22 protein-coding genes and 1 pseudogene are annotated in these 26,160 nt (G+C 38.9%); 15 read left to right on the forward strand and 8 right to left on the reverse strand.

The window, feature by feature from the left end:
• Nucleotides 1-24: 24 nt before the first annotated feature.
• From H1D32_RS23400 to H1D32_RS23415, 4 genes and pseudogenes are all read left to right on the forward strand, one after another.
• The gene (locus tag H1D32_RS23400) at nt 25-498 is read left to right on the forward strand and encodes a DinB family protein (protein WP_261180591.1); all 474 of its coding nucleotides are present in this window, start codon (nt 25-27) and stop codon (nt 496-498) included.
• A gap of 433 nt (nt 499-931) precedes the next feature.
• On the forward strand, nt 932-1,243 hold the full coding sequence (locus H1D32_RS23405; protein ID WP_261180592.1) for a hypothetical protein: 312 nt from the start codon (nt 932-934) through the stop codon (nt 1,241-1,243).
• Complete coding sequence (locus H1D32_RS23410) at nt 1,189-1,500, forward strand: CBO0543 family protein (RefSeq protein WP_314733489.1); 312 nt, start codon at nt 1,189-1,191, stop codon at nt 1,498-1,500. Before H1D32_RS23405 ends, H1D32_RS23410 begins: the two co-directional genes overlap by 55 nt.
• A 100-nt stretch (nt 1,501-1,600) precedes the next feature.
• Nucleotides 1,601-1,888, forward strand: a pseudogene (locus H1D32_RS23415) (SMI1/KNR4 family protein); the annotation flags it as partial.
• Between the two features lie 75 nt (nt 1,889-1,963).
• Here H1D32_RS23415 and tnpB read toward each other — a convergent pair.
• Complete coding sequence (gene tnpB, locus H1D32_RS23420; protein ID WP_261180641.1) at nt 1,964-3,136, reverse strand: IS200/IS605 family element RNA-guided endonuclease TnpB; 1,173 nt, start codon at nt 3,134-3,136, stop codon at nt 1,964-1,966.
• A gap of 347 nt (nt 3,137-3,483) precedes the next feature.
• Between tnpB and H1D32_RS23425 the strand changes: the two genes are divergently transcribed.
• The 3 genes from H1D32_RS23425 to H1D32_RS23435 all read left to right on the forward strand — a co-directional run bounded on the left by H1D32_RS23425 (nt 3,484) and on the right by H1D32_RS23435 (nt 5,302).
• On the forward strand, nt 3,484-3,831 hold the full coding sequence (locus H1D32_RS23425) for a short-chain dehydrogenase (protein WP_261180594.1): 348 nt from the start codon (nt 3,484-3,486) through the stop codon (nt 3,829-3,831).
• A gap of 5 nt (nt 3,832-3,836) precedes the next feature.
• Nucleotides 3,837-4,208, forward strand: a complete 372-nt coding sequence (locus H1D32_RS23430; protein ID WP_261180595.1) for a hypothetical protein — start codon at nt 3,837-3,839, stop codon at nt 4,206-4,208.
• 98 nt (nt 4,209-4,306) lie between these two features.
• Nucleotides 4,307-5,302 carry an SMI1/KNR4 family protein gene (locus H1D32_RS23435; RefSeq protein WP_261180596.1) on the forward strand — a complete coding sequence of 332 codons (996 nt, stop codon included), beginning with the start codon at nt 4,307-4,309 and terminating at the stop codon, nt 5,300-5,302.
• A gap of 348 nt (nt 5,303-5,650) precedes the next feature.
• On the opposite strand, the gene H1D32_RS23440 is transcribed toward H1D32_RS23435, so the two are convergent.
• On the reverse strand, nt 5,651-6,034 hold the full coding sequence (locus H1D32_RS23440) for a hypothetical protein (RefSeq protein WP_261180597.1): 384 nt from the start codon (nt 6,032-6,034) through the stop codon (nt 5,651-5,653).
• Between the two features lie 93 nt (nt 6,035-6,127).
• Nucleotides 6,128-6,571 carry a pyridoxamine 5'-phosphate oxidase family protein gene (locus H1D32_RS23445; RefSeq protein WP_261180598.1) on the reverse strand — a complete coding sequence of 148 codons (444 nt, stop codon included), beginning with the start codon at nt 6,569-6,571 and terminating at the stop codon, nt 6,128-6,130.
• A gap of 316 nt (nt 6,572-6,887) precedes the next feature.
• Between H1D32_RS23445 and H1D32_RS23450 the strand changes: the two genes are divergently transcribed.
• The 6 genes from H1D32_RS23450 (at nt 6,888) to H1D32_RS23475 (ending at nt 15,285) form a co-directional block, all read left to right on the forward strand.
• The gene (locus tag H1D32_RS23450) at nt 6,888-7,451 is read left to right on the forward strand and encodes a TetR/AcrR family transcriptional regulator (RefSeq protein WP_261180599.1); all 564 of its coding nucleotides are present in this window, start codon (nt 6,888-6,890) and stop codon (nt 7,449-7,451) included.
• Nucleotides 7,452-7,561: 110 nt separating this feature from the next.
• Entirely contained in the window at nt 7,562-8,446 is an 885-nt protein-coding gene (locus tag H1D32_RS23455; RefSeq protein WP_261180600.1) for an SDR family oxidoreductase, read from the forward strand.
• Entirely contained in the window at nt 8,428-8,811 is a 384-nt protein-coding gene (locus H1D32_RS23460) for a hypothetical protein (RefSeq protein WP_261180601.1), read from the forward strand. Before H1D32_RS23455 ends, H1D32_RS23460 begins: the two co-directional genes overlap by 19 nt.
• A 407-nt stretch (nt 8,812-9,218) precedes the next feature.
• On the forward strand, nt 9,219-11,540 hold the full coding sequence (locus H1D32_RS23465; RefSeq protein WP_261180602.1) for a SpoIID/LytB domain-containing protein: 2,322 nt from the start codon (nt 9,219-9,221) through the stop codon (nt 11,538-11,540).
• Between the two features lie 58 nt (nt 11,541-11,598).
• Complete coding sequence (locus H1D32_RS23470) at nt 11,599-13,437, forward strand: S8 family peptidase (protein ID WP_261180603.1); 1,839 nt, start codon at nt 11,599-11,601, stop codon at nt 13,435-13,437.
• A gap of 795 nt (nt 13,438-14,232) precedes the next feature.
• Entirely contained in the window at nt 14,233-15,285 is a 1,053-nt protein-coding gene (locus H1D32_RS23475; RefSeq protein ID WP_261180604.1) for a glycosyltransferase family 4 protein, read from the forward strand.
• Between the two features lie 30 nt (nt 15,286-15,315).
• On the opposite strand, the gene H1D32_RS23480 is transcribed toward H1D32_RS23475, so the two are convergent.
• From H1D32_RS23480 to H1D32_RS23495, 4 genes are all read right to left on the reverse strand, one after another.
• Complete coding sequence (locus tag H1D32_RS23480; protein ID WP_261180605.1) at nt 15,316-15,669, reverse strand: hypothetical protein; 354 nt, start codon at nt 15,667-15,669, stop codon at nt 15,316-15,318.
• 77 nt (nt 15,670-15,746) lie between these two features.
• A complete protein-coding gene (locus tag H1D32_RS23485; protein ID WP_261180606.1) occupies nt 15,747-16,937 on the reverse strand; it encodes a CDP-glycerol glycerophosphotransferase family protein in 1,191 nt (396 codons plus the stop codon).
• Nucleotides 16,930-17,328: a glycerol-3-phosphate cytidylyltransferase gene (gene tagD / locus H1D32_RS23490; protein WP_261180607.1), complete on the reverse strand. Its 399-nt coding sequence runs from the start codon at nt 17,326-17,328 to the stop codon at nt 16,930-16,932. The genes H1D32_RS23485 and tagD overlap by 8 nt, the downstream gene beginning before the upstream one ends.
• 220 nt (nt 17,329-17,548) lie before the next feature.
• Complete coding sequence (locus H1D32_RS23495; RefSeq protein ID WP_261180608.1) at nt 17,549-19,591, reverse strand: S8 family serine peptidase; 2,043 nt, start codon at nt 19,589-19,591, stop codon at nt 17,549-17,551.
• Nucleotides 19,592-19,788: 197 nt separating this feature from the next.
• On the opposite strand from H1D32_RS23495, the gene H1D32_RS23500 reads away from it, so the two are divergent.
• Together H1D32_RS23500 and H1D32_RS23505 are read left to right on the forward strand one after the other, a co-directional pair.
• Nucleotides 19,789-22,122 (forward strand): SpoIID/LytB domain-containing protein, encoded by a 2,334-nt coding sequence (locus H1D32_RS23500; protein ID WP_261180609.1) that lies wholly within the window; start codon nt 19,789-19,791, stop codon nt 22,120-22,122.
• A 409-nt stretch (nt 22,123-22,531) separates the two neighbouring features.
• Nucleotides 22,532-24,841 (forward strand): cell wall-binding repeat-containing protein, encoded by a 2,310-nt coding sequence (locus tag H1D32_RS23505; protein ID WP_261180610.1) that lies wholly within the window; start codon nt 22,532-22,534, stop codon nt 24,839-24,841.
• 141 nt (nt 24,842-24,982) lie between these two features.
• Here the strand turns inward: H1D32_RS23505 and H1D32_RS23510 are convergent, their stop codons facing one another.
• Nucleotides 24,983-25,735, reverse strand: a complete 753-nt coding sequence (locus H1D32_RS23510) for a M15 family metallopeptidase (RefSeq protein WP_261180611.1) — start codon at nt 25,733-25,735, stop codon at nt 24,983-24,985.
• Between the last annotated feature and the right edge of the window lie 425 nt (nt 25,736-26,160).

A 26,160-nucleotide genomic window follows, 5' to 3' on the forward strand; every position in this document is an offset into this window, starting at 1 on the left:
TCTATAATCTAAGGAGATGTGATTATGGAAGAGATGTTATTTAAACAACTACAATTTGTAAGGGATCATACCCTGAAAGTGATGGCAGGTGTAACCGAAGAGATGGCAGATATAACACCTGAAGGATTTAATAATACCATTCGTTGGAATCTAGGACATATATACTTCGTTCTTGAGGTATTTGCTTTTGAGAAAAATGAATTGCCTACTAAAATGCCAGAAGATTTTTCTAAGCTTTTCGCTCCTGGTACTTCAACAGCTGATTGGGAGGATACCACCTTACCAACGATTAATGAATTAACACTTCTTCTTCAGGATCAACAAGGACGTATTAAGGCAACTTTAGAAAACCACCTACATGAGAATTCAAAAAATCCAATAGTAACTAAAAGTGGATTGAAACTTGTAACGGTTGCAGAATTTCTTAACTTTAACTTATTCCACGAGGGTGTTCACGTAAGTACAATAAAGCTATATAAAAAATTATTAGAAAAATAAAGCGGCTCTAACCTTATGTGGAAGGTAAGGAGTAATCTCGTTTTACTATTATAGTTTCAATTTGTATGTGCTAGGAGGCATGGGGACGGTTCTTATTTGAATTTGACATCTGAATGACTAATACATTGTTCCTCACTTTATCGTTGACACTAATTGCCCCAGGCAGCATATTTAGCACAAATACTAAAATTAATGCCATAAACAATAATCTTCCAATTAAATATACGCCTTCCAAATTAACAATCCTTCCTAGTTATTACTATAATGAATTATTTGATTCGTCAAAATCACTTTTAGCAGGGGGCAAATATTATTTAGAGGAAGGTGAATGGGAAGCATTTTACTTATAAATATATTTACATTTCATGGAATTATGGAGTTGGAGGTTGTAAATACTAACTACAAAAATTTACATGGTTGGGAGTAATATTAGATGTTTAAACCTCCAAATAAAATAAATGAAATGCTAAATCAACAGTATCACGCAGTAGATGAGGCCAACAGTAAAGTTGCTGAAATATGGCTCGACCATATGGTGTTCTCAACAGGTTGGTGGGTATCTGTTGCTTTATGTATTTTACCTTGGGTTATTTGGTTCTATTTCAGAAAAAAGGACAGCTCTAAACGGTTACTAACTGGAGGATTTTGGGTAATGTTTATCGCAACATTCTCAATTACCTGGGTATTACAATGGGACTTTGGAGATACAATGTTAAAACAATTCCAGCCATTCCTGATTTTATAGCATGGGATTTCGCTCTGATGCCTGTAACAATTATGTTCTATATACAGATAAAACCAGATAAAAATCCAATCATTAAGGGACTTATGTTTGCAGCAATGACTGCATTTCTTGCAGAACCCTTTTTTAAATGGTTAGGATTTTTTGAATATCCTGTATGGCATTTTTGGGCTTCCTTTCCTTTTTATTTTGTCATTTATTTAATCGCCCACTATTTAGTTAACGGAGATACCTTTCAACCTTTGACTCAAAGGAAATAACATTGATATAAAGGAAATTATTCAATAAAGCGCGTTAATCAAGAAGGATTAACGCGCTTTTTGTGGAATTATTTGGAAGGTAAGGGCGGGTGACGTTTAAATGAAAGATATAAGAGACCTAATCTCTATAAGGAAAATAGGGGTTGATGAAGTCGGTATAAAAGAAGCTGAAGATAAGCTAGGTGCGGTTTTTCCAGAAGAATTTAAAGAACTTTTCAAATTAGTAAATAACGCAGAAATAGGAGAGTGGATCCTTTATCCCATCAAGGACCATAGAAATCTAAAGGAAACTTGGAATGATATTGTTAGACAAAACACTGAAGTCAGGGAAGAAGATATGGCCAAAGACCTTATTGCAATTGGTGATGATGGTTCGGGAGTTGAACTACCCGCCACTTAATTTTCTAACGAAAATTTGAAGTGGGGGCTTCCTAAGTAAAGACACCTAATGGTATCTAGTTGATTAGGCGATCCCTGTCGTCCCGACAGTTAATCGTAATGCTTCATTACGAAGATTCATTCCTGCGTTTACATCTCTTTGGTGATAGCTCTTACATGATGGACATTCCCATTCACGCAACGCCAGATGTTTCACCTCTTTATTCTTGTAGCCACAACACGAACACAGCTGACTACTTGGGAAGTTTTTAGCGACTACTACTACTTGTTTGCCATACCACCTTGCTTTGTATTCAAGCATTTGACGAAATTGATACCATGAAGCTTCACTAATGGCCTTGGCAAGGTTTTTATTCTTTGCCATGTTTTGAACCGAAAGATCTTCCATCCCAATGATGTCGTGGTTTTTGACAAGATTGGTTGAAAGTTTGTGTAGGAAGTCTGTACGAGCGTTCGTAATCTTTTCATGAATTAGAGCGACCTTTTTTCGTTGTTTGTACCAGTTCGATGAACCGATGCTTCGTCTGGAAAGGATTTGTTGAGCCTTTACTAACTTTTGTTCAAGCGAATGAAACCACCTCGGATTTTGATAGATAGTACCATCCGAAAGAGTCGCAAAAGCTTTAAGACCGACATCGATACCGACAGATGAATAGGTTTCAGGCAGCTTTTCGACCTTTGTTTCTACTAAAATACTAATGAAGTATTTACAACTTGGACTGCGCCGAATCGTCGCATTTATAATTCGACCGTTCACTTCACGACTTTTCGCAAAACGAACGAGTCCGAGTTTTGGTAACTTGATGTAACGATCCAAAACCATGATGTTCCCATTGGTCTGTTTTGTGGTGTACGACTGAACCTTGTTCTTCTTTGACTTAAACCGAGGAGCGTTGGCTTGTTTTTTGTAGTAGCGAGTATACGCATTATTTAAGTTTTCTACGGATTTTTGGAGAGATATACTATCAACTTCTTTTAGAAATGGGTACTGTTTCTTTAACAAACGAACCCCTTTTACCGAGTCGTATTTTTTAAAGAATTTACCTTTCCAAGCATTTGTAGGAAGTTGACCGGATTGTTTCATTTCTTCCACGATGTACCAGTAGGCATCTTTCTGTTTTTGCTTCGCAAGGAAGAAGTTAAACACGAAACGCGCACATCCAATGGTTTTATTGATGAGATCTATTTGTGACTTTGTTGGGTAGATACGAAATTTATAGGCTTTCTTCACAACCATATTTTTCACCTCACTCTCTATCCATATTATACCACAAAATAAGATCATACGTTCTGGTTTTTGTGAAAAAATAGCCATTCATCTCCCACTTACTCGTAAACTCCTTGAAGTGGGGGTCTTCTGGCTAAAAAATGATAAATTATGCCTAAAAGTAAATGACGGAATAATGGGAAATGAAATTTACCTTTGGTACCACGAAGATGGAGAACTTGAAGTGTATGCATCTAATTTGAAAGAATTTATCATGTCATATTCAAAGGATCAGAGCGAATAAATTTTTCTTTAACGAAAAAAAAAGTGCGGTTACCTACGTTCGACCTATTTCCTATTTTGAAAGGTTGTTGATTATGCCTCCTGTTCATGAGTTTGGCATTATCGAAAATTTTGATAGACGTAAAGATTATGGTTGTTATGCGCCCAAAAAATATCATTGTATTTCAGTTGACGATTACCTGATTAAAGATTTATCAATATCCTTAAATAATATGAAAACTTATTTTCACTCCTATAATAGACCAGAATTTAATCTAGCATATTGTGGAGTTACTATTATTCCCCCTCAATCTCTTTCACTGTTTTATGATGTAGTCGTATCTTCAGTAAACTTCAAAAAATCCGATGAATTAGCAAGTTTAGCAACAAAAATCGCCCAAGCAAGAGAAGCAAAGAAATACATGATACACTTTGGGATTTAAGAAGCATGGGGACGGTTCTGTTGCTTCCTAAAGGAAGCGCCAGAACCGTCCCCGCGCTTCAAATCCGAATTTTTAAAGGGGTGTTCGCTATCTATTATAGTAAAGAAGAATTAGAACGGTTGAGAATTGAAGGTGAAAAAAAGGCTCAAGAAATGCTGGATGTAGTGAAAGACGGTCGGGAATATAAATCGAACGATATTGATATTATCTGCGTTCATTGTAAACATACAAAGTTTGACCTTGGTAAAGCCCTCCTCAATTCACGAGAGTTGACATTTTTTGATTTAGATTGGTTAGATAAATCTGCTGTTACTTTAATCTGTAAGCGTTGTGGCTATATTCATTGGTTCGGTAGCAATGTAGTTGAAGCTAAATAGGAAGCACGGGGACGGTTCATTTTTTACCACAAGAAAAGGATTACCCATCTAAGTGTAGAATTCAGTATGATGAAATGAATATCGAACGAGGTGACCATTTGGCAAAAAGTCTATGGCAAACGGATATTAATGAATATAAGTTAGAACAATTAACAGATGAGATCATAAAAAAGGCAGAAGAAGTACTCAAAGTAAAGCTGCCTGAAGCATATCTTTCTATTCTTAAAGAACAAAATGGTGGCTACCTACTATATAATGCTCATCCATCTCCTCTTCCTACTGTTTGGGGAGAAACGTTTGTTACAGTTGAATACATCAGTGGGATTGGAGTAGGAAATGGCATCCTTGAGAATGATTATTTGATCAAGGAATGGGGCATGCCAGAAGGTTTAATTTTTTTTAGCGGAGAAGGTCATACTTGGCTTGCTTTTGATTATCGCCAGGTTACTTCTGATCCATCAATTGTTTATGTCGACAATGATACCGAACAGATCATCACAATCGCAGCTAACTTTCGTGAGTTTTTAGATCAGTTATATGTAGAAGACTTTGAAGGATCTGGCATGGAGATTGAGGAATATAGTAAAGAAGATTTTGAACTACTTTTACAACAGGACAATATTGAAGGGTTAATGAATGCTTTACTGCTCTTATCCCAAAGAGATGTTGATATGAATTGGTTTAGTGAGCAACTCGTAAAATTAAGTACTCACCGAGAGGCTTCGCTAAGAGCTGAGGTTGCAAATCATGTTTCAAACTTCCTTACTTACAGAATAGCCGACCCAACACTTGAAAAATTAGTAGAGAATTTTAAAAACGATGATGATCCAGATGTTCGATTGTATGCCGAGCTCATTGAGGAAAAAATGAACTATTCATTTGATCAGTTAAAACAAGACCTCAATTCTGGTGAGATGATTAGTTTTTCTTACCAAGAGAGTATCTATCATCTGAATGAACATTCACATCAATGGCATCTATCTGATTACCAAGGTGATTTACAATCGTTTCACTCAACTGATGAGTTATTAGAACAAGCTAGGATAGCGGGTAAGTTGTTAAAAGATCTATGGGTCAATGTGAAAAAAGTGTAAGGAACCGTCCCCATGCTTCATCCAAAGTCACTGTTTAAAAAATCCGAGAATTGCTACGAGAAAACCAAACAAAACAAAACTTAATTGTATGTAAGTTTGGAAAGATGATTTTAGTAGACTAGGTCAATTAGAAAAATTCCACCTGTCAAAATAAACACGATCCCTAACATCATCACTTCTGTACTCTTTTTCTCCTTAATAACCCCCTCTAGTGTAAAAGCTAAACAATAACTAAAATAAGGATAATCAAAAATAAGAACCAAAATGGCATAACTTCGTCCTCCTAATCTATTACAATTTAATTCTATTAATAACCGAATTGGTAATTCCTAATGAAAGCAATAAGAGCTAATCAACTTTTTTACTTTTAAAATTATGATAATCTGTTACATAGTAAGGAACGCCTTCTTTTTCCAAAACAACAAATCCAATAGATAGATTATAGTTATACTTCTTTAAAATTAGATTGCTTTCCTCAGATACTTTATAAAACATTGTTAAACCTATTACATCCGGATCTTTAATAAATAGTTCGATATCTCTGTTTAAGCCTTCTAATTCCCAATCATTCTTCTGAAATCCAATAATGTAGTATTGATTGAGACTATCTGGTCTTAGTTCTTCAAATTCTTTTGGTATTTCCGAAGCAGTAGAGGAACACCCTGATAAAATGAATATGTAGGAGCCTAATAAAAGTGTGAAAAGTAATAATGAATTCGATTTTCTGAACATAAAAAGTTCCTCCCTATTTTCAATTATCTTTTTAGGAAGCGCGGGGACGTTTTCTGCCGTCTTTTAAGGAAGCAGCAGAACCGTCGCCGTGCTTCATCCAGAAGTTAAATATGATTGGTCACGCACAACTACTGTTTCAGGTTCAAAACATATTAAAACATTACTATTATCTAGACCTTTAAAACGTGGGTCCCATTTTTCGAAGTCAGGTCCTAAATAACGAGATAATAATTGATTTGCTATGAGTTTATTAAACGGTATGACCTTAGCTCTCCCTCTAAACCCTGCATGTAAAAATAAACCTGTATCAGGGTTAAAGTCAACAATACCTATCGCACAATTAGGATTATTTTTTACCCTATCTGGAAAAGTATCTGAGGATGTCCCTATTATCCAAATTTCATTATCCTTCCAATAAAACCAAACAGGAGAATCTCTTGGAAATTCTTCTACAAGTGTCGATAAATGTGCAACAAGCGGCTTAGAAAGAAATTGCTCTAAATCAAAACTTCTCCTAGTATCTCTGATAATTTGCATTATTAGCCCTCCGAATCTATTACAATTTAATTCTATTAATAACCAGGAAGCGTGGGGACGGTTCTAATGCTTCATCATGTTACGGGAAGCACCAGAACCGTCCCCATGCTCCAATTCCTACGTTTCATTTTAACATATATTGTCAAAGTAGCTTGAAAAAGTTGACAAAAGTAGAAGGTTAATTATAAATTATATATAGACCAGTTGTTATAAAAGGGAGCGCCGGGACGGTTCTATTGCTTCATCTGGTTACTAGCTTTGTAATTTAGGAAGCAGCAGAACCGTCCCCACGCTTCATAAAATGAGGTGGACAGTAATGAATAAGTCATCAAAGGATAAAATTGTTGAAACGGCATCTAGGTTATTTCAAACTCAAGGGTATCATGCGACGGGGTTAAATCAAATAACAAAAGAGAGTGGTGCGCCTAAAGGTTCCTTATACTATTACTTTCCTGATGGGAAAGAACAGTTAGCGAGCATTGCGGTGGAATCTACAGCCAAACTCGTAGCCAGCCGTATTAAAGAAGGCTTAAAAGAGAAAGAAAGTCCAATAGAGGCGATCCAAACCTTTATAACGAATTTAGCGGATGAATTTGAAAAGCAAGAAGGTAGTAAACAAGGGCTACCGGTTGCAGCGGTGGTACTCGAAACAGCCCAGACAAGTGAAACATTAAGAATGTCATGTAAGCAGGCGTATGAAACTTGGCACGAAGTATTTGCCAAAAAGTTAATAGATGCTGGCTATGAAAAAGAAAAAGCGTATGAGCTAGGGCTGGTGATAAACGCTTTGATTGAAGGGGCCTTTATTATTGCCCTAACTAGGAAAGATAGTGAACCGCTGCGTCAAGTGGCGCGCTATATTCCAAGCATACTGAAATAAAGCACGGGGACGGTTCTGCTGCTTCCTCATAAGGAAGCAACAGAACCGTCCCCGCGCTTCCGTCATGATTATATAGACTGGTCTACAAACTGCAATGAGGGGGAAATATTATGAGTGGTTCTATATTAGTAACAGGAGCAACTGGAAATATTGGCTATCATGTTGTTTTGGAGTTAGCTGCTAAAAAAGAAAAGATTAGAGTGGCAGTTCGCAATCCAAAAAAGGAAAAAGAGACTTTTGCCGGGCTAGAGGTGGATCTGGTTGAATTTGATTTCTTAAATCCTGATACTTATGAAAAGGCTTTAGAAGGAGTAAAGAAGGTATTTTTGATCCGACCACCACAACTCGCAAAACCTAAGCAAGAGATGCAACCATTTATTAATTTGCTAATTCAGAAAAAAATAGAGCAAATTGTCTTTGTATCGCTAATGGGCGTTGAAAAAAACCCGATCGTACCACATCGGAAAATTGAAGACATGATTCGTGAATCGGGTATTGCCTATACATTTTTGAGGCCAGGTTTCTTTATGCAAAATTTAAATACAACGCATCGGGAAGATATTGCTGTTCGCAATGAGTTATTCATGCCCGTAGGATTCGCAAAAACGAGTTTCATTGATACGAGAGATATAGCTTCTGTTGCAGCGGTCTGTTTGACGGAAGACGGACACTTATGGCGAAGTTATACATTAACAGGCAATAAAGCGATTGATTATTATGAGGTTGCTGAAATTTTATCAAAGACTTTAGAGAGGAAAATAGAGTATAAAAATCCAGGTATCTTTGAATTTCGTAGAACGATTATTAAACGAGGGACAAAAAAAGAATTTGCCAATGTAATGACAATGCTGTATGTCTTAACAAGACTTGGGACGGCAGAAAAAGTAACTTCTGAAGTTGAGAAAATCCTGAGACGCCCACCGATTTCATTTGAACAGTATGCAAAAGACTATCAAAACGATTGGAGTGAAGAAACATGTTTCTTTCATATGTAAAAGTAGGTTTCATTGCGGGCTTTATTACTACCGTAATAGCCAATTTGTTATTTTTTACACTTGGGCTTGTGTTTGGTCATGAGGCAAATTTTATCGGTCAAGAACGTGACACGCTTTATATTGTGTTTATAACATTTGCCACCTTTACGGCTGTCTTTTTGAGTAGTATCATTTTTTACTTCCTACAAAAAATTTCTAAGAAACCTTTGCTGTGGTTTTACATTGTAGTTATCTTCGGATTTGTATTCAACACCTACACAGCAGAGGTTGATCTACTAGACGAGTATAAACTGACCGCACATTTTTTACATGCCGCGGTAAGTTTACTCGCAATTTACTTGGTTCCGATGCTTTCAAGGAAATGAAGCACGGGGACGGTTCTGCTGCTTCCTTATTAGGAAGCGCCAGAACCGTCCCCGCGCTTCCAAAAAGTTAATCAATCATTTGATTAACTTTTTAGCAAAACCCTTGGTATTATTGGGTTTCCCAAGAAATTTCTGCTAGCAATTAGCTAGCTTACTACTAGCTGGATCTAGAATTACGGAGACCGACCTATTGGTTCATCTGGTTACTTGCTTTCCTACTTAGGAAGCGCCAGAACCGTCCCCGTGCTTCCTCCTATTTAGGAAGCGCCAGAACCGTCCCCACGCTTCCTCCCCACGCTTCCCCATGCTTCCAAACTTTGGTTTTGCTAAGTTGATTTACCATTTACTTAAACTAGCTTCCCGTTTACTATTGGTAGAGTAATTTAATAGTTTTCGAGGAGGTTTACATGAAGCAGAAACTCTTTATAAAGTTCATCATCATTGCTCTCGTAGTACTTCTCGTCGTCCCGGCGAATGGCATACTAGCTAGTGGCCAAAATGTCTCTGTGAAGCTTAGTAATTTTCTAGGTGATCAAACGGACATCGAAGTGAGAGTCAATGGGACATATATTATTAAGGAAGATAATTTTCAACTGACTGAAAACAAAACATATCGTTTTCGAATTGAGGGAACTTCGATTGCCATCTTTGACGGTGGCCAAAGAGTAGCCTCATATAATCATAGTTTTACAGCAAATCCGGCTGCGTATAGCCAAACGAATTTTATCACAATCAATAACCGACGCTATCTTGGTGAAATGAGATTTGCGATCGAGTCGAATGTTATTAGACCAATGAACACCCTGCCTTTAGAGGATTATTTAAAAGGTGTCGTTCCACATGAAATGCTTGCCTCATGGGGCAACAATGGTGGAATGGAAGCTTTAAAAGCACAAGCAGTCACAGCAAGAACATATGCGTTGAAGCGTGCCAACACAGTGATGACCGACACACAAAATCATCAAGTGTACGGAGGCTTCCATTGGCAGACAACAACGAGCAATGCAGTTGATGCCACAACTGGTGAAGTAGCAAGACACAATGGTGTTTTAATTGATACGTTCTATTCTTCAAGTAACGGCGGGAAGATTTTATCGAACCGTAACGTTTGGGGAACAACGAAATTAGCGTATTTAGATACGAAAGACGATCCTTATGATCTAAAAACGGCAAGCCTTGGCAACCAGCGTATTAACTGGAATTTTGCTATTCAAAAAGAGCAAATCAGCCTAGCTAATCGCGACTTAGAAAATCCAGCCTTATGGTGGAATGATGTTCGTGAAGCTGACCAAGCGATTATGGATACGGTAAAAAATTGGTTAGCAGCTCGAGGTCTAGTTGGTTCTCAATTTGAAAGTAAAATTGTCGAGGTTCCACAAGTACGATTTACAACTGAATATCAAGGTACGAATGTGTTAACAGGTAGTGTAACCTTAAACTATATTTTAAAGTCAAAAACGAGCAATTCTTTCGTTATGGAAAACAATAGCATTAAGGTTCATACGATTACGATTAACGATCGTCATGATATCATTCGTTCCATGTTTGGAAGCAACAGAATGTGGAGTCCTTATGTAAAACAGGTAGAAGAAACAAACACATTGTTTAGAATTCATGGTGGCGGTTGGGGACACAACATTGGAATGAGCCAATATGGTGCGTACCAAATGTCCCGTGAAGGCTTGAACTACCGCGATATTATTTCATTTTATTATTCAGGCGCACAGGTAGTAGGAACAACTACAACGAGCCCAACACCGACACCTGTACCAACACCGGCTCCTGCACCTGAGCCAGTTGCTCATGTTGAAACGTTCTATGTAACGCAAACAACAGATCTATATAATACGCCAAGTACTCAATCACGAGCGAGCTCAATTAACCCTCAAAATGTAACAACAATAAGAAGGTTGGGCGATTGGTATGAGATTAACACGTGGTTAGGTCCAAAGTGGATTAACCCAACTGGGATATTAACGGGTGGAGCAAGGGCTGTTAATCAAAGCATTCTTTTGACAAAAACAACACAATTATTCCATTCACCACTTGATACAAATCATAGAAGTTCAGTAGGTCCACAGACGGTTACAGCTACTCACCAATGGAATGATTGGTATCGCATTAACACATGGTTAGGTGCAATGTGGATCAAACCTGAAGGTGCCTTTAATGGCCAACCAGAAGCGTTTGCAGGAAGAATATATGTTTTAGAAAATACGAATATTTTTAGTTCACCAACAGCTACAACTAGAAGTGGCTCAATTACCCCTCAAAACGTAACGACGCTACGTAAATGGGGCGAGTGGTACGAGATTAATACTTGGTTAGGACCACAATGGATCAAACCAAATTCCGCATTAATGGGGGGAATTGATCGAGTATCTGAAACAATCCAATTAACAAAGGTCACGCAAATTTTTGACACGCCATTAGCTAACACACACAGAAGCTCATTAGGTGCCCAAACAATCACATCGACTCATAAGTGGAACGATTGGTACCTTGTGAACACTTGGTTAGGTCCTAAATGGATCAAACCTACTGGAGTGGTTGAAGTAGCTTCCCTAAACGTCCGTCGCGGACCAGGAACAAGCCATGCAGCGATCACACAATTATCAAGAGGAACGACTGTAACAGTGTTAGGCCTTGAAAATGGTTGGTACAAGATCAAGCATGATAGCTTTAACGGTGAAGGTTATGTAAGTGGAGAGTTTTTGAAAGTGAATTAATAGAAAGGGAAAAGAGCGCTTTTAAAGTGCTCTTTTTCTATACACGGAGGGATATAGCTTGCATAAATGGTTTAGTTTTTTACTAGTATTCATTCTGTTATTTACTCTGCCATTTCCATATATGGCTGATTCCCATGAAGAAGCTTATATTGTCTATTTTCACGAGCAGGCTGACTTAGAAATTGTCGAAGGTTTAGATATTCTCCAAGAGTTTGAACATTTTCCAGCGGTAACAGTTAGTGCCACAGAACAAGAATTTAAAGAGCTTCAAAATGACTCGACGGTAAAATTTATTGAGAGGGACTTAGAGGTTAAAACGCTAGAGGTAGAACGAACGTGGGCAACGTCGAAAATTCAAGCGCCACTCGCTTGGAATTCAGGCTTAACTGGAAAAGGTGTCAAAATTGCCGTCATCGATTCTGGTATTACGCCACACTCAAACTTACATGTTGTAGACGGTGTCTCTTTCATATCAGGAATTACTTCTTACTATGATGATAATGGACATGGGACACACGTAGCAGGCATTATAGGTTCAAAACACACGACGCATGGAAATCCAGGTGTTGCTCCTGGTGCAAGCCTTTACGCGATAAAATCATTGGATAAGACAGGTACAGGGACAATATCATCGGTTATTGCCGGTATCGAATGGGCGATTACGAATAACATGGACATCATAAATATGAGCCTTGGCGTATCAACCGCTTCAAAAGTGTTAGAAGAGGTTGTTAACAAAGCTCATAATGCAGGGATCTTAGTAGTTGCAGCAGCAGGAAACTCTGGTTTCTCTGCAACAGGCAATGTAATGTATCCGGCCCAATATTCATCAGTCATTGCGGTTTCATCCATTGATCGCTTCGATAACCGATCTACTTTTTCATCAACTGGAAAAGAAGTTGAGATTACCGCTCCAGGCAGCGATATTGTCAGCACAAGCATTCACAATGGTTATCTACAAATGAGCGGTACCTCGATGGCAGCATCATTTGTGACAGGTTCGTTAGCGCTATACAAAGAGAAATTTCCACATTTATCAAATGAGGAATTAAGAAAGCTGTTGCAAAAAGATGCTCTCGACATAGGGGCAGTAGGAAGAGACTCATTGTTTGGTTTTGGGATTGTACAAGCACCAAGTAAGCAAGAACCACAGCCTGAAGTTTTTTCAAGCAGACTCTTTGTAACTGAAACGACAGATATTTTTGATACAGTAAATTCAACAACAAGAAGAAGTTCAATTAACCCACAAAATGTAACGACATTGAGAAAGTTAGGCGACTGGTACGAAATTAATACATGGTTAGGTCCAAAGTGGATCAAGCCAACTCTGCCACTAGTAGGAGGGATTGACCCTGTCTCAAAAACAATCCAACTTACACAAGTAACACCGATGTACACGTCACCGTTAGCGACAACGCAAAGAAGCTCACTCGGTGCACAAAAGGTTACAGCAACACACAAGTGGAATGACTGGTACCGTATCAACACCTGGTTGGGTCCAAAGTGGATCAAACCTGTTATTACAGTCGTTGATCCTTCAGAAGTAAATAGAATCTATGTAACTGAAACGACAGATATTTTTGACTCACCGACATCAACGGTAAAAAGAAGCTCAATTAGTCCGCAAAACGTAACGACATTGCGGAAAGTAGGAGATTGGTACGAGATCAATACATGGCTTGGTCCAAAGTGGATCAAACCTAATGCACCGCTAATCGGTGGAATTGACCGCGTTAATGAGGTCATTCAATTAACAAAGGTAACGCAAATTTTTGATACGCCATTAGCCGCTACGCACCGAAGCTCATTAGGTGCCCAAACAGTAACAGCGACCCATAAATGGAACGACTGGTACCTAGTTAATACCTGGTTAGGGCAGAAATGGCTGAAATTGTAGTGAAACTGGGGGTCTGACCCCCAGTACTTTAAAGTGCTAAATCAATAATGTATTCCTTCTGATTTTAGCCAATGAAATTTTGTGACTGCTGAGAAGAAATTCTCAGCAGTTTTTTGGTTTTCCAGGTTAATTATTTCAAGAATCTAATGAAAACATCGGTTATAGCGGGTGATACTGATGAAAGTTTTAAGATTTTTACTAGATTTTGTTATGTAACGAGGGTTATTCGGCAAACTTTTTGAGTTATTCGGCTAACTTCCGCATTTATTCGGTAAACTCTCCAGATAGCTCCCTTAGTTTAGTGCTTTAAAGCGGTGGGGGTCAGACCCCCAAAAGCTCCAAAAGCTGTTTCAGTTATGGTAACTAATTTCGAATTGACATTGAGCCTCTACGGGCATGAGAAATAGCCAGGAAGCCAGGGAGAGTCCCCTGGCTTGCCTAACAGGCTATCATGCCCGCCTCTCAATGTAAATTCGAAATTGGTGCAGACATTTCAAGCTAAAAGTACTCTTACAGTGTTTGCTCAGATCAGAAATGATGAAATTGTTAAGAGTATTATGGTTTTTTACTACATTTTGTTATCTAACCTGGGTTATTCGGCAAACTTTTTGAGTTATTCGAACAACTTTTGCATTTATTCGAACAACTTTTTGAGTTATTCGGCTAACTTCCGCATTTATTCGGTAAACTCTCCAGATAGCTCCCTTCAGTTTAGTACTTTAAAGCGGTGGGGGTCAGACCCCCAATGACTAAAATCTTTGAAATAGGAGAACGTAATCCCAAAGGGGTGTTTACATGATTTTATTGACCTTTTTGCTTAGTTTTTTTACGGTTATTCTCTATACGCCACTTGTGAAGACGATAGCGGAGAAAATAGGGGCGACAGACAAACCGGATCACCGTAAAGTACATGAGACATTAATGCCGCGTTTGGGCGGTTTAGCGATATATGCAGGGTTCCTAGTAGGCTTTTTATTTATTGAGCCATACAGTCCATTTGCCAGGTCGATTATGGTTGGTGGTTTGATTATGATTGTGGTTGGAGTGCTTGATGATTTATATGAGTTGTCGGCAAGGTGGAAGCTCAGTGCGCAAATCCTTGCAGCTACGATTGTTATTCTCGGTGGGGTGCATGTTGATTTTATTAATTTACCGTTCGATGGCAGGTTAGAGCTAGGCTGGTTTGGGATTCCGCTTACGATGCTCTGGATCGTGGGCGTGACAAATGCAATCAACTTGATCGATGGATTGGATGGATTAGCTGCAGGGGTATCGGCAATCGTTCTCTTGACGTTATCAGGGATCGCTTTTATGATGGGGAATTTCTTCGTTGTCGCAGTGGGGATGATCCTGTTAGGAAGCACGCTTGGCTTTCTAGTGTATAATTTTCATCCTGCAAAAATTTTTATGGGTGACACTGGAGCACTTTTCCTTGGGTTTATGATTGCCATTATTTCGCTCTTAGGGTTTAAAAATGTGACGTTATTTTCATTACTCATTCCAGTCATCATCCTTGGCGTGCCGATTTCTGATACGTTTTATGCGATTATCCGGCGGATCGTCAATAACAATCCGTTATCAGAACCAGATAAGTCGCATTTACATCATTGTCTTTTACGACTAGGTTTTTCTCACCGCCAAACGGTGCTTATTATTTACGCAATGAGTGCAGTCTTTTGTTTAGGAGCGGTCGTTTTGACGCAATCGACGCTCTGGGGAACTTTAATTATTGTGACGATCTTCTTAGTCGGAGTGCAACTTGTCGTTGAAACGATTGGACTTGTCAATTCCTCCTATAAACCTGTTCTAAGATTTTTGCAACGGATTGGCGCGGTAAAAAAGGTATAGAAAAAAGTCATATCGAGGATGATATGACTTTTACAACCAACCACTTAGGTGGATGGCGGCACCTAGAAACATTAAAAAGAGACCAAGTGAGATAAAGATAAATTTAAAGAAAATGAGTAGCCTAGTCTGACCTTTATTCGATAAAGACTTCGGAGTAAATGGTTTAAAATAGGTGACCGTATAGCCAGACGGATGAACTGTTTCAAAGAACGTCAGTAGTCCTAAAAAGAAGATAAAATAGGTTGGGGCAAAGAGTGTCGGTTCTACGAAAAATCCAACACATAACAGGATTGTGACCAAGTATAACGGCACCCGTAAACGCGACTTTTCTACTACCGACTCAAGTTTATGAAAGCGATTTTCAATCAGTTTTTGTATGGACATTTTGGTCCCCCTCAATGGACTTTTTCTTTTCTTTACTATAGAAAGTAAATTTCTTCCTGTCAATAAAAAAAAGAGACTCACATTGAGTCCCTTAGCTTGCCATAATCGCCACTTGGCTGGTAAATTTCCATGATTAAGTTTTTGCTGGAATTGCCATATGAATACTGATTCCAAAGCTTTGCATAGTTTCGAATTTTTTCGTAGTTGAAGTTATTTGCTTTCACCGCTTCAATAACCTCATCGGTAGTTTTCGTCACTACTCCTGGGATGTTGCTTTTGTAATCTTCCCAAAAGCCGCGTGAAAACGAATAAGGCTCTAAGTCGTAGGCGTGAAAAATCATTGGTTTTTCAAGTAACGAGTATTCAAATGGAATCGACGAGTAATCGGAAATTAATAAATCTGCAATCAGTAAAAGATGATTGATGTCCTGATGCTTTGAAACGTCATAGACAAAGCCGTCAAAGTCACCTAGTTCGACATTCACTTTTACCGCAGGATGTAAGCGTAAAAATAAGACGTATTCATCCTTTAGTTCTTCATACATTTTTTTTATATCAACAGCAATCTCTGGTGAACTTAATTGCCCATCACGAAACGTTGGGGCGTAGAGAATGACTTTTTTCGTAGTAATCACAGGGTAGGTTGCTTTTAACTCGGCAACGACTGCTTCTTTCGCTGCCTTATCAAAAAAGAAATCAGTCCGTGGAATTCCTGTTCGTAAAATCGTTTCATCTGTCACTTCAAAGCTTGCTTTAAAGATTTTTGCCATTTTTTCTGAGCCGACGGCAACATAGTGAAAACGTTTATACACTTCTTTGAAGCGTTTCTTTGATTTCTCGCTGCGATTAGCAACGGAAGGATCAAGTAAGCCAAATTTCTTGATCGCACCAGCGGCATGCCATAACTGAACACAGACCACATTTTCTTTAAAGTTCATTACAGACAAACATCCAAAGTAATTGTCAACAAACACTACTTTGGATGTGGCTAAATGATAGATGGATTTGATCGTTGCAAAGAAATTAATGGTTTCGAAGTCAACGATTTTTACGTCTTCAAAGGCTGTAAAATCTGTTTTACAGTTGGCTGTTTTCAAAATTATGACCTGTCCGTGATAGCTTTCAAGGAGCTCTTTGGTTACATGAAATGTATTATCCCCAAATGAAGTAATGAACGTCGTTTTTTCCTTTTGTGGAAATAGCTTCGCGACATTGAAGAGCATCCTGAAAATCAAGAGGTAGACAGAGATCACAATTTCTCTAGCCATTTTGTACCTTTTGAAGTTCTTTCTTGATTTTTGTTGTTGAAATTCCGACTGTACGTGGTAAGTAAACAACTTCACAGTAATCCTTTAGGAAATCGAATTTACCTTCCCAGTCGTCACCCATGACAAAAATATCAATTTCGTTTTCAACAACATCGCGGATTTTTTGCTCCCACTCATTTTCAGGAATGACTGCATCTACATAGCGAATCGCTTCTAAAATAAGTTTTCGAGTTTCATAGTTATGGTAAGCTTTCTTACCTTTAAGTTCGTTAAATTCATCAGATGAAATGGCAACAGTTAAATGATCACCTAAGTCTTTAGCACGCTTTAAAATGTTGATATGTCCGTTGTGAAGTAAATCAAACGTTCCATATGTTAGTACTTTTTTCATGATTATTCCTCCTTGCCACAGTATAAAATCCTCTATATATGACTGATTTGTAATAAAATTTACTAGTAATCAACTAAATGTTTACAAGAACACAATACTATTAACAGTCTATACACTCTTAGTCTGAAATTCAAGTATTTCTTATGGAAAGCTTGGATGTTTGTGGCAGATTTATGTTTTCTAAGTTAGTAGTCGCTATTTCCACGGTTTTGTTACATTTTTATTTCAATAACTTAAATATTTCACCATATACCTGTTCATTAACCGCTAAATGCCCACCTAAAACCTTTACTTTTCCATATTGAGTGTTTAAAAAATTTTCTTTTGTGACGGCATGAAGAGTACTGCCAACAAAAATGACACCAACGTTTTCTCTAGCTGCGAGCGCTCCGGCTGAAAGTCCGTCTGGAAATCTGTTAGCTGTGGCTACATAAACCTTATGAGTGTTTGGTTGAAAATAGCGAAAGGCTTCGATATTCGTATGGTACAAGGTTCTACCTGAAATTCGCGTTGGATTGGGTAATTGCTTCTCAACGGTGCCTGACACCGCAAGTTCGCCACCGATCACTAGGGTTTCTTTTACGCCGAGTTCTTGTAATGCTCGTTTCGTCGCAGTTGATAATCTGTCTGTATTCGTTAATAAAATTGGGATGCCACGAACGCCTGCATAGGAAGCAACGGAAAGGGCATCTTGAAAGCGCGAGTCGGTAACAACCATGGCGATGTCTGAGCCGTTCGGTGCTACTTGTTTGGCAATTAGCTCAGCTGTAGCGTGCATATTACTTCCTGCAAGTCGCTCGACTTTTATTCCTAGGTCGCGAATTTCGGTTTCAACTCGCGGTTCAATTGCGAGGGTACCACCAAGGATGATGACTCGCTTCGCTTGAAGTCGCTCCAATTCATTTTTTGTATGGGTATCTAAGCGATTGCTTCTTGATAATAGAAGCGGAGCGTCATATTTGGCTGCTAAAGGGACACCAGTTAACGCGTCTGAGAACCGATCACCTCTCGCTAAAATAACAACTTCTGATGTTTCCCAGCCTTCTTTACTAATCAAGGCCGAAGTCTCATAAAGGTTTGCTCCAGAAATTCTAGAGAGGTTTGGTGTATCGGCGAACTTTGCAAAGCCAAAGCCGTACCAAGGATCTCTACCAGGTGCGCCTAGATCGACGACAAGCTGTTGAAGCTCAGTCCGAAGCTGACTATTTGTTTTTCCTGGATGCATTTCTTTTAAAACGGCAAGCATCCCGGCAATGTGGGGTGCTGCAAATGATGTTCCTGTTGCTACAGCATATTGCTGGTGTAGGCTTGTACTGATGATGTTGACTCCTGGAGCGGCAAATTCAACTTGGTTACCAGTTGATGAAAATGGTGCTCGTACTAAATTTTGATCAACTGCGCCAACGGCTATGACGTTTTGATATTTGGCAGGAAACTGTACGCTGTCACCTGTGCCATTAGAATTCCCTGAGTTTCCACTAGCAGCAACAAGCAGGATTCCGTTTTTGTAAGCGACATCGATCATTTCTCTTAATGATTGAATGTCTGAATCTGTCCCAAGACTAAAATTAATAATATCCATCCCGTTCTTGATCGACCAATCAAGTGCAGAGAGGACACTTTGCAAGGTACCTTCGCCGTCACGATCCAATGCTTTCACTGCATATAATTCAACGTTTGGAGCGACTCCAGAAATACCGTTGCCATTGGCTGCGATTGTCCCAGCAACAAGTGTTCCGTGACCATTGTCATCAGTCCAAGATTTTGTATAGGGAATGGTTGATACTCCACCGACGATATGTAAGTCAGGGTGTGGGGCGATACCGCTATCAACAACAGCGACTTTCACTTTGCTGCCGGTAAAGCCATTGGCCCAGGCAGCTTGTGCATTTACTTGATCGATATTCCAGAGATCGTGTGCGTCCCTCACCTTGATTTGCGCTGAGTGTATGCTTCTTGAGGTGATTGGAAGGATCGTGAATGTTTCCTCAGTAGTGACGTTGAATTTCTGATTTTTTTCAATATGTACGTCGTAATCTTCTAATCTTTCAATCTGCGAATCTGTTAAAGTCGCAACTAACGCTGGTATTGATTCAAACTGGTGTTCAATTTCAGTTGCAAGTTTTTCTATTGCTTTTTTTCCACTTTCATTTTGGTAGAGAATAATGACTGTTTCTTTTTCTTCCTCTATATAGGCACTTGTTCCGAGTGAATATACCCCCAAAAGGAATAGTAATAGGAATAGGTAGCGTTTCATCTTCATAACATGCTCTCCTTTTGTAGTACATCGCTGTTTTATTTTAGTGATCTCTCTCTCTTCTGTTAAAAATAGGTTAATACCCTAAGAAATCTCATTGATTTATGATATGATAGATTACGTGGCAATTTCATCTATTATACTATCAAGACAAACACTTTGGGACATCTCTATTAAAAAATAGTACAGGAGGAATTTGGCAGATGACGAAAACATTAAAGTTCGTTGGTTTTACAGTAATTCTTGCCTTTTTACTGAATTTTTTGCCTTCAGGGCTGTTTAAGGAAGAAGTACATGCGATTGATTCTGAGGAAACTGAACCTATAGAACTTGTAGAAGAGTATCTATTCCACACTAGTAATCTAGTTCAGACTGAGAGACTCGTACATGTTCGGTTAAGCAATTATTTAGGTAACAAAAAAACTGTACCTATTACTGTGAATGGGAATTATAAAGTTGCTGAGGATACAAAGATCACCTTACAACCGAATCAAAACTACCATATCACGATGAATAGTAGTGGAGCTTTACAACTATTTCATAACACTACGCTTTTGAAAAGCTTCACAACGTTAACACTAGTGCCAGATACATATGATGAAGCTCATTATCTCTTTGTTGAAAACAGAGCTTATCTAGGAAATATGTTTTTTGAGGTTCGAGATCAATTTATCCGACCAATTAATACGCTACCCCTTGAGGACTATTTAAAAGGTGTTGTTCCAAGAGAGATGCCAGCTTCTTGGAGTTTGGAGGCTTTGAAGGCGCAAGCACTTGCTGCTAGAAGTTATGCGGTACGCCGAGGCACCAATATCATTCTTGATACTCAAGCGAACCAGGTATATGGTGGCTATAAATTGAGAAATGGGAACAATGTTGAAAACCTGTGGAATTCGCGTTCAACGCAAGCCGTGAATGATACTAGAGGTGAGGTCGTGTTGACCTCAACGAATGCGATCGCTGAAACTGTCTATTCCTCAAGTAACGGTGGTTTCGTAGAATCAAATAGTGGTGCGTGGGGAACTGCACAATTAAACTATTTGCAAGCGAAAGCTGATCCATTTGACCCGAAAAATAAGAGTATACTCTCGATCAATCAACAACAGCTGCAACCTGGAGACTTGCGCACACCTTGGGCATGGTGGTCAACAACCACTGAGGCAAACACATCAATAGCGAACCGAATCAAAACGAATTTACTGGCTACCCAACAAGCCGCTGATGTAAAAATTAGTGCGATTAATGCGATCACGTTGTCGAACAAGACCACTGGCGAGCGCTATCGTAATGCAAGTTTTAATGTTTCATTCTATCAAAAGGATAAACCTCTTTTTGATGTTGTTGAGTTGCAAGGCCGAACCCGCTGGATCACCAATCAAGAAATTACTCAATACGGCTGGAAAGAGAAGCAACAGGTAGTGATTATTGGACGAGGTGACCAATCAGCAGATGCTTTAACTGGAAACGTCCTAGCTGCAAAGTACAACGCACCAATTTTATTAACGCAAAATCAAAAGTTTCCTGATCAAATGGTCGAGGAGTTAACAAGGCTACAACCGAGTAAGATTTATCTGCTTGGTGGGCAGCTGGCAATTTCAGATACAGTAGAAAAGAAAATCAAAGAGCTTGCACCAAAAGCGGAAATTATCCGAATTGCCGGTTCAAATCGCTACATTACCTCTATTGATATAGCGAAAGAAGTAAACTCTGCAAGTAAAAGCATCATTTTAGCTCCTGCCTATGATGGTAGTGGGGATAAGGAATCTCCAGATGCGTTAACAGTCGGACCTTATGCAGGAATAAATCAAGTTCCAATTATTTTAACCGAAAAAAATCGTCTGCGTAAGGAGATTAAAAACTATATTGTTGAAAATGGAATTACTCAAGTGTATTTACTTGGTGGTAGTTTAGTAGTTTCAGAGGAAGTAGAAAAAGAGTTAGAAAAGCTTGTCGCTGTTGAAAGAATTTCTGGGGGAACTCGTTATGAAACAGCTACGAAAATTAGCGAGCGTTTCCCGTTAAATAATACGAACGTCTTCTTCGCTAGAGGAGACGACCATACAGATGCGCTAGCGGCGGCGCCTTTAGCAACAAAAATGCAAGCGCCAATCTTGTTAACAAGAACGACAGCAGTTCCTGATGTTGTAAGCACTTGGTTGATTGAAAAGAAACCAACTATAAGTAAGGTGTTTTTCCTTGGTGGCCAATTGGCTATTGAAGATAAGACACGTAATGTAATTAAAGATACCTTGGTGTATCGTCTAGATACGACCGGAGCATTGCAGTTATTCAATCAAGAAGTGACGATTACTTCGACCACGAGTGAAGGGCTCCGTACACTCTTTGGAATGAGAAGTTCACTAACTAGCTCAGATAAGGCCAAGCTAGTGGATGGGACATTAACATTTGAAGTGCTTGGTTTTGGACATGGTGTCGGAATGAGCCAATTCGGGGCAAACGAAAGGGCCAAAGCAGGACACACATATAAAGATATTCTTAAATTCTATTATCCTAATACGACCATTGGGATCAGATAATAGTATGACGAAGGCTGTTGAGGACATCTCAACAGTCTTTTTTTAAGGCTCTTTTCTAAAACATTGCTCCTGCGGTTACTCGTCGCACAAAAAAACTTGTTGCTTTGTAACCTAAAATAATTGGGAAAATACCGTAGATGAAGATATTACCCAATAAATTAAGCGAGAAAAGAGCAATACTTACTAAATTAGTGGTGAATTCTTAGTGTTTCTTAGAAAGCAACAAACTTTGCGAAAACAGACTTTTATAATTTTTTTTGCGACCTAGAACTAGTTACTTCATATTTATAGTACCATTTCGAGATACGAAAATTAGGCAGAATCCCCTACTGAATTACGCTGAATATTGTGGTATTATAGCGAAAGAATAAAGAACATGTCATAGCATGGTTTACTAAAGGAGGAAGAGATGGAACAAAAGATTTCTAGTTATTTTGTAGTCGTAATATTATTTTTTGCTAGTTTTTTAGTTTTTAATCAAGACACTTTAGCAGACCAAGTTTCAGAATTAACTGTGAGTGAAACATTCATATTTAAGGGTGAAGAAACAACAAATGTTACAGTTGGTGGGCTAGAGATCTTCGTTGAAAACAGTGAAGAGCATAGCCGTGTACTTCTTAATAATGACTTACTTAAGGAAATTGAATTCGGCTTTGTTGAGCGAATGACGAACTTTACGAAAGGGGAAGATACATACCTTTTGTTTGAGTATCGTTATCACGGAAGTGGGAGTATTTTATTTTTTAACATTGTAAAAATTTCTGAAGATCGTGGACAAGTAATCTATCAATCTAAAGAATTCCCTAGAGGTATATTAAAAGTTTTAAATACCGAGCTAGAATTAGCAGTGCCAAATTATGCTGCTGATGATAGTCTTGCGGCACCAAGTCTAGTTTCCGTTACACACTTAGAAATCAATGGTGAAAACGTTAAGGCAAAGGCTCCAACTTTGATGTCTATGCAAGAATATGAAGGACCGAAGTTTCAACTTTTTTCAACACAAACTTACCAAAACCCAACGGCGGCAGAAATTAACCGCTTGTTAACTGAAAAAGCGTTAGCGAATAATATTCCACCGGAGCTTTTAAAAGCGATTGCTTGGCAGGAAAGTCGCTGGAGACAATTTAATAGTTGGGGTGAGCCACTCATCGGCTTTGATGGTCGTGGAATTGGGATTTTGCAGGTGACTCCAGGAGTAACGGGGATCGCCGAAATTGACTTGAATTTAAACGATGCTGTAGAGCGATTAAAAACGGATATCAACTACAACATCGATATGGGTATTCGAATTCTTTTACAGAAGTGGAATTGGACGGGCCGAATTCTTCCAAGAATTAATGACGGTTCGTGGGACGTGATTGATCATTGGTATTTTGCGATGATTGCCTATAACGGCGTCTCAGCGATCAATGACCCGAATTTTAACACGAATCCTGGTTATCCACCTTTTCAACAGCATCTTCTTGGACATTTAAGTAGAAACGGATTGCTTAATATTCCAGGGGTTCCTAAAAATGAACTAGATATTTTCTACAATGACACTGAAGTTAGAAACTCAAGCGTGATGCGTTTTACTAATAAAATGCAATATGATTTGTTTGGACCGATGACGAAAACGAAGCATCTGTTTAAACAAGGAGATCTTCTAAGAACAACGATGAATGTTAATTTAAGAACAAGCCCTGGTGGAAGCATTATCACGACGGTTCAAAAAGGTCAAATGGTTACAATTACAGGGAACTTTGAATATCAAAACAATAATAATAACCATTATGTTTGGTATCCTGTCAGATATCAAGATGGCTCAGTGACAAGAACTGGTTACGTGGCATCTAGCTTTCTAGTAAATGTGCATGAAAGATTATCTGGGCAAACAAGGCATGAAACAGCGGTGTTAATTTCCCAGCAAGGTTGGGAAAAGGCAGATACAGTTGTTCTGGCTAGAGGAGACGATTTCCCAGATGCACTAGCAGGAGCTCCACTTGCTTATATGTTAAATGCTCCGATGTTATTAACAAGAACAGATCGCCTTTCGCCGATCACAAAACGAGAGATCGAACGTTTAGAGGCGAAAAGAGTGGTGATTTTAGGTGGCCATTTAGCGGTGAGTCAACGTGCCGAAGATGAGCTACGGGAGATGGGCTTACAAATCGAACGTATTTCTGGCCCAACAAGGTTTGCAACAGCGCAACTGATTGCTGATCGCTTAGGGCAACAGCATAAGGAAGTCATCGTAATTAATGTAGACGCTTTTGCTGATGCAATGGCGATTGCGCCTTATGCAGCGAGAAACCGCGTGCCGATTCTATTAACAAATAGAACAAGCATTCCAAATGTGACAAAAACTGTTTTAGATCAAGCAGAAAGAACAATTGTCATCGGTGGTGACCTAGTAATCGCCGACTCACTTGTGGCCAAAATGCCGAATGTTACAAAGCAATTTAATGGTCGAAATCGATTTGAGACGGCGGCGCAAATTGTGAGAGACTTACATCCGCGGAAAAATAATGCCTTTGTTGTAAGCGGAAATGATTTCCCTGATGGATTAACCGGCGCTGTCTTAGCAGCCTCGCATTTAGGGGATTCGATTATCTTAACAAACAGGGACACCTTGCCTGCTGCAACAAGAGAGCTAATTACTGAGTTCACAAATGTGACAGTAATCGGAGGCACACTTGCGATTTCAGACGGTGTATTACTTGAAATTAGAAATCGCTAGAAGAGAAGACCTTAGAAGATCATTTAAAAGAGAAGACCATTGGGATGCTTATATCTCAATGGTCTTATTCTATTCTTCATTGGGGTCTGACCCCCGCCGCTTTAAAGCTTTCCCGCGGCGGGGGTCAGACCCCAATGAACGTTAAAACCCTGTGCTTTCAACTTCAACTGGTACGGCATTCATGTACTCTTCTAAGGATACTCCCAATGTCGCTATTTCTTTTGCCATCTCTATTCCGACATAACGTAAATGCCAAGGCTCATAGATATAGCCGGTGATCTGCTCTTTTCCCTCTAAGTAACGAATAATAAAACCATAATTAGCTGCGTTCTCCTTAAGCCATTTTGCTTCTTCTGTATATGCGAAGCAAGGAGCTACCACACAAGTCCTATCACCTCCGGTAACATCAATGGCAAGTCCTGTTTGATGCTCACTATGACCTGGAACGGCACTGTAGGTACGAGCCTTTTCCTCTCCGTGCCTCTCTACATAATGTTCAAACAATGATTTTTGAGTATCGTATGAACGATATCCTGATACTCCAAGTAGGGATAGTCCGTCCCTCTTTGCTGCCGAAAACAACTTTTCCAACGAATCGGCAGCTTCTTTACGCATCTTATGCCATTCCACATTTTCTCCCGAGTAAAACGGTACATTTGGGTAAACCAGGTCTTCTGGAGTATGTTCATCTGGAAGCTTGTAATGCTTATTTACAAGGACCGTCACACTTTCTGGATTAGTATCGACCTGTATTAGTCTCTCCGCTTGAACCAAGGTTGTTTCATTTATTATATGGTCACCTTCATTGCTTTGAAACGAATTAGGTTGAATTTCATACCCGATTAAGCTCAGAAGTAATATCCCAATCAATACACTAGCAATGCTTACTTTCATAACAATCCTTCTTCCTACCAATTTAAAGGTGATATGTATAAGTTTGTTATCTAACCTTATTTCTAGTTTGGGAACTTACATAGAATTCTATTCTCGGTAAATATGAAAAGAAACATACATAGGGGTCTGACCCCCACCGCTTTAAAGCTTTCCCGCAGCGGGGGTCAGACCCCCTATGTGAGACCCCTATGTATTCTATGTATTTTTATCTAAATATCCTTAAATATTCCATACATTTATTGTCTGTTGTATGTTAAAATTATTGTCGAGATTTGATGTAAATAACATAATTATGTTTAAGGTTGGATGTTAAATACTTAGAAGTTGTATTTGCAAGCGCTTTGTAGTGTTAATCTTCAGCATGAAATTCATAAATATACGTTTTGTTGTCAGGATACCTTTTCTAGGAAAGGTCCAAAAATTAA

The organism is Anaerobacillus sp. CMMVII (assembly GCF_025377685.1).
Lineage (GTDB): Bacteria > Bacillota > Bacilli > Bacillales > Anaerobacillaceae > Anaerobacillus.

Coding starts and splice junctions, on each gene's coding strand:
- H1D32_RS23400 (WP_261180591.1), top strand. CDS start 25: ATGGAAGAGATGTTATTTAAACAACTACAATTTGTAAGGGATCATACC.
- H1D32_RS23405 (WP_261180592.1), top strand. CDS start 932: ATGTTTAAACCTCCAAATAAAATAAATGAAATGCTAAATCAACAGTAT.
- H1D32_RS23410 (WP_314733489.1), top strand. CDS start 1,189: ATGGGACTTTGGAGATACAATGTTAAAACAATTCCAGCCATTCCTGAT.
- tnpB (WP_261180641.1), bottom strand. CDS start 3,136: ATGGTTGTGAAGAAAGCCTATAAATTTCGTATCTACCCAACAAAGTCA.
- H1D32_RS23425 (WP_261180594.1), top strand. CDS start 3,484: ATGCCTCCTGTTCATGAGTTTGGCATTATCGAAAATTTTGATAGACGT.
- H1D32_RS23430 (WP_261180595.1), top strand. CDS start 3,837: ATGGGGACGGTTCTGTTGCTTCCTAAAGGAAGCGCCAGAACCGTCCCC.
- H1D32_RS23440 (WP_261180597.1), bottom strand. CDS start 6,034: ATGTTCAGAAAATCGAATTCATTATTACTTTTCACACTTTTATTAGGC.
- H1D32_RS23445 (WP_261180598.1), bottom strand. CDS start 6,571: ATGCAAATTATCAGAGATACTAGGAGAAGTTTTGATTTAGAGCAATTT.
- H1D32_RS23450 (WP_261180599.1), top strand. CDS start 6,888: ATGAATAAGTCATCAAAGGATAAAATTGTTGAAACGGCATCTAGGTTA.
- H1D32_RS23455 (WP_261180600.1), top strand. CDS start 7,562: ATGAGTGGTTCTATATTAGTAACAGGAGCAACTGGAAATATTGGCTAT.
- H1D32_RS23460 (WP_261180601.1), top strand. CDS start 8,428: ATGTTTCTTTCATATGTAAAAGTAGGTTTCATTGCGGGCTTTATTACT.
- H1D32_RS23465 (WP_261180602.1), top strand. CDS start 9,219: ATGAAGCAGAAACTCTTTATAAAGTTCATCATCATTGCTCTCGTAGTA.
- H1D32_RS23475 (WP_261180604.1), top strand. CDS start 14,233: ATGATTTTATTGACCTTTTTGCTTAGTTTTTTTACGGTTATTCTCTAT.
- H1D32_RS23480 (WP_261180605.1), bottom strand. CDS start 15,669: ATGTCCATACAAAAACTGATTGAAAATCGCTTTCATAAACTTGAGTCG.
- H1D32_RS23485 (WP_261180606.1), bottom strand. CDS start 16,937: ATGGCTAGAGAAATTGTGATCTCTGTCTACCTCTTGATTTTCAGGATG.
- tagD (WP_261180607.1), bottom strand. CDS start 17,328: ATGAAAAAAGTACTAACATATGGAACGTTTGATTTACTTCACAACGGA.
- H1D32_RS23495 (WP_261180608.1), bottom strand. CDS start 19,591: ATGAAGATGAAACGCTACCTATTCCTATTACTATTCCTTTTGGGGGTA.
- H1D32_RS23500 (WP_261180609.1), top strand. CDS start 19,789: ATGACGAAAACATTAAAGTTCGTTGGTTTTACAGTAATTCTTGCCTTT.
- H1D32_RS23505 (WP_261180610.1), top strand. CDS start 22,532: ATGGAACAAAAGATTTCTAGTTATTTTGTAGTCGTAATATTATTTTTT.
- H1D32_RS23510 (WP_261180611.1), bottom strand. CDS start 25,735: ATGAAAGTAAGCATTGCTAGTGTATTGATTGGGATATTACTTCTGAGC.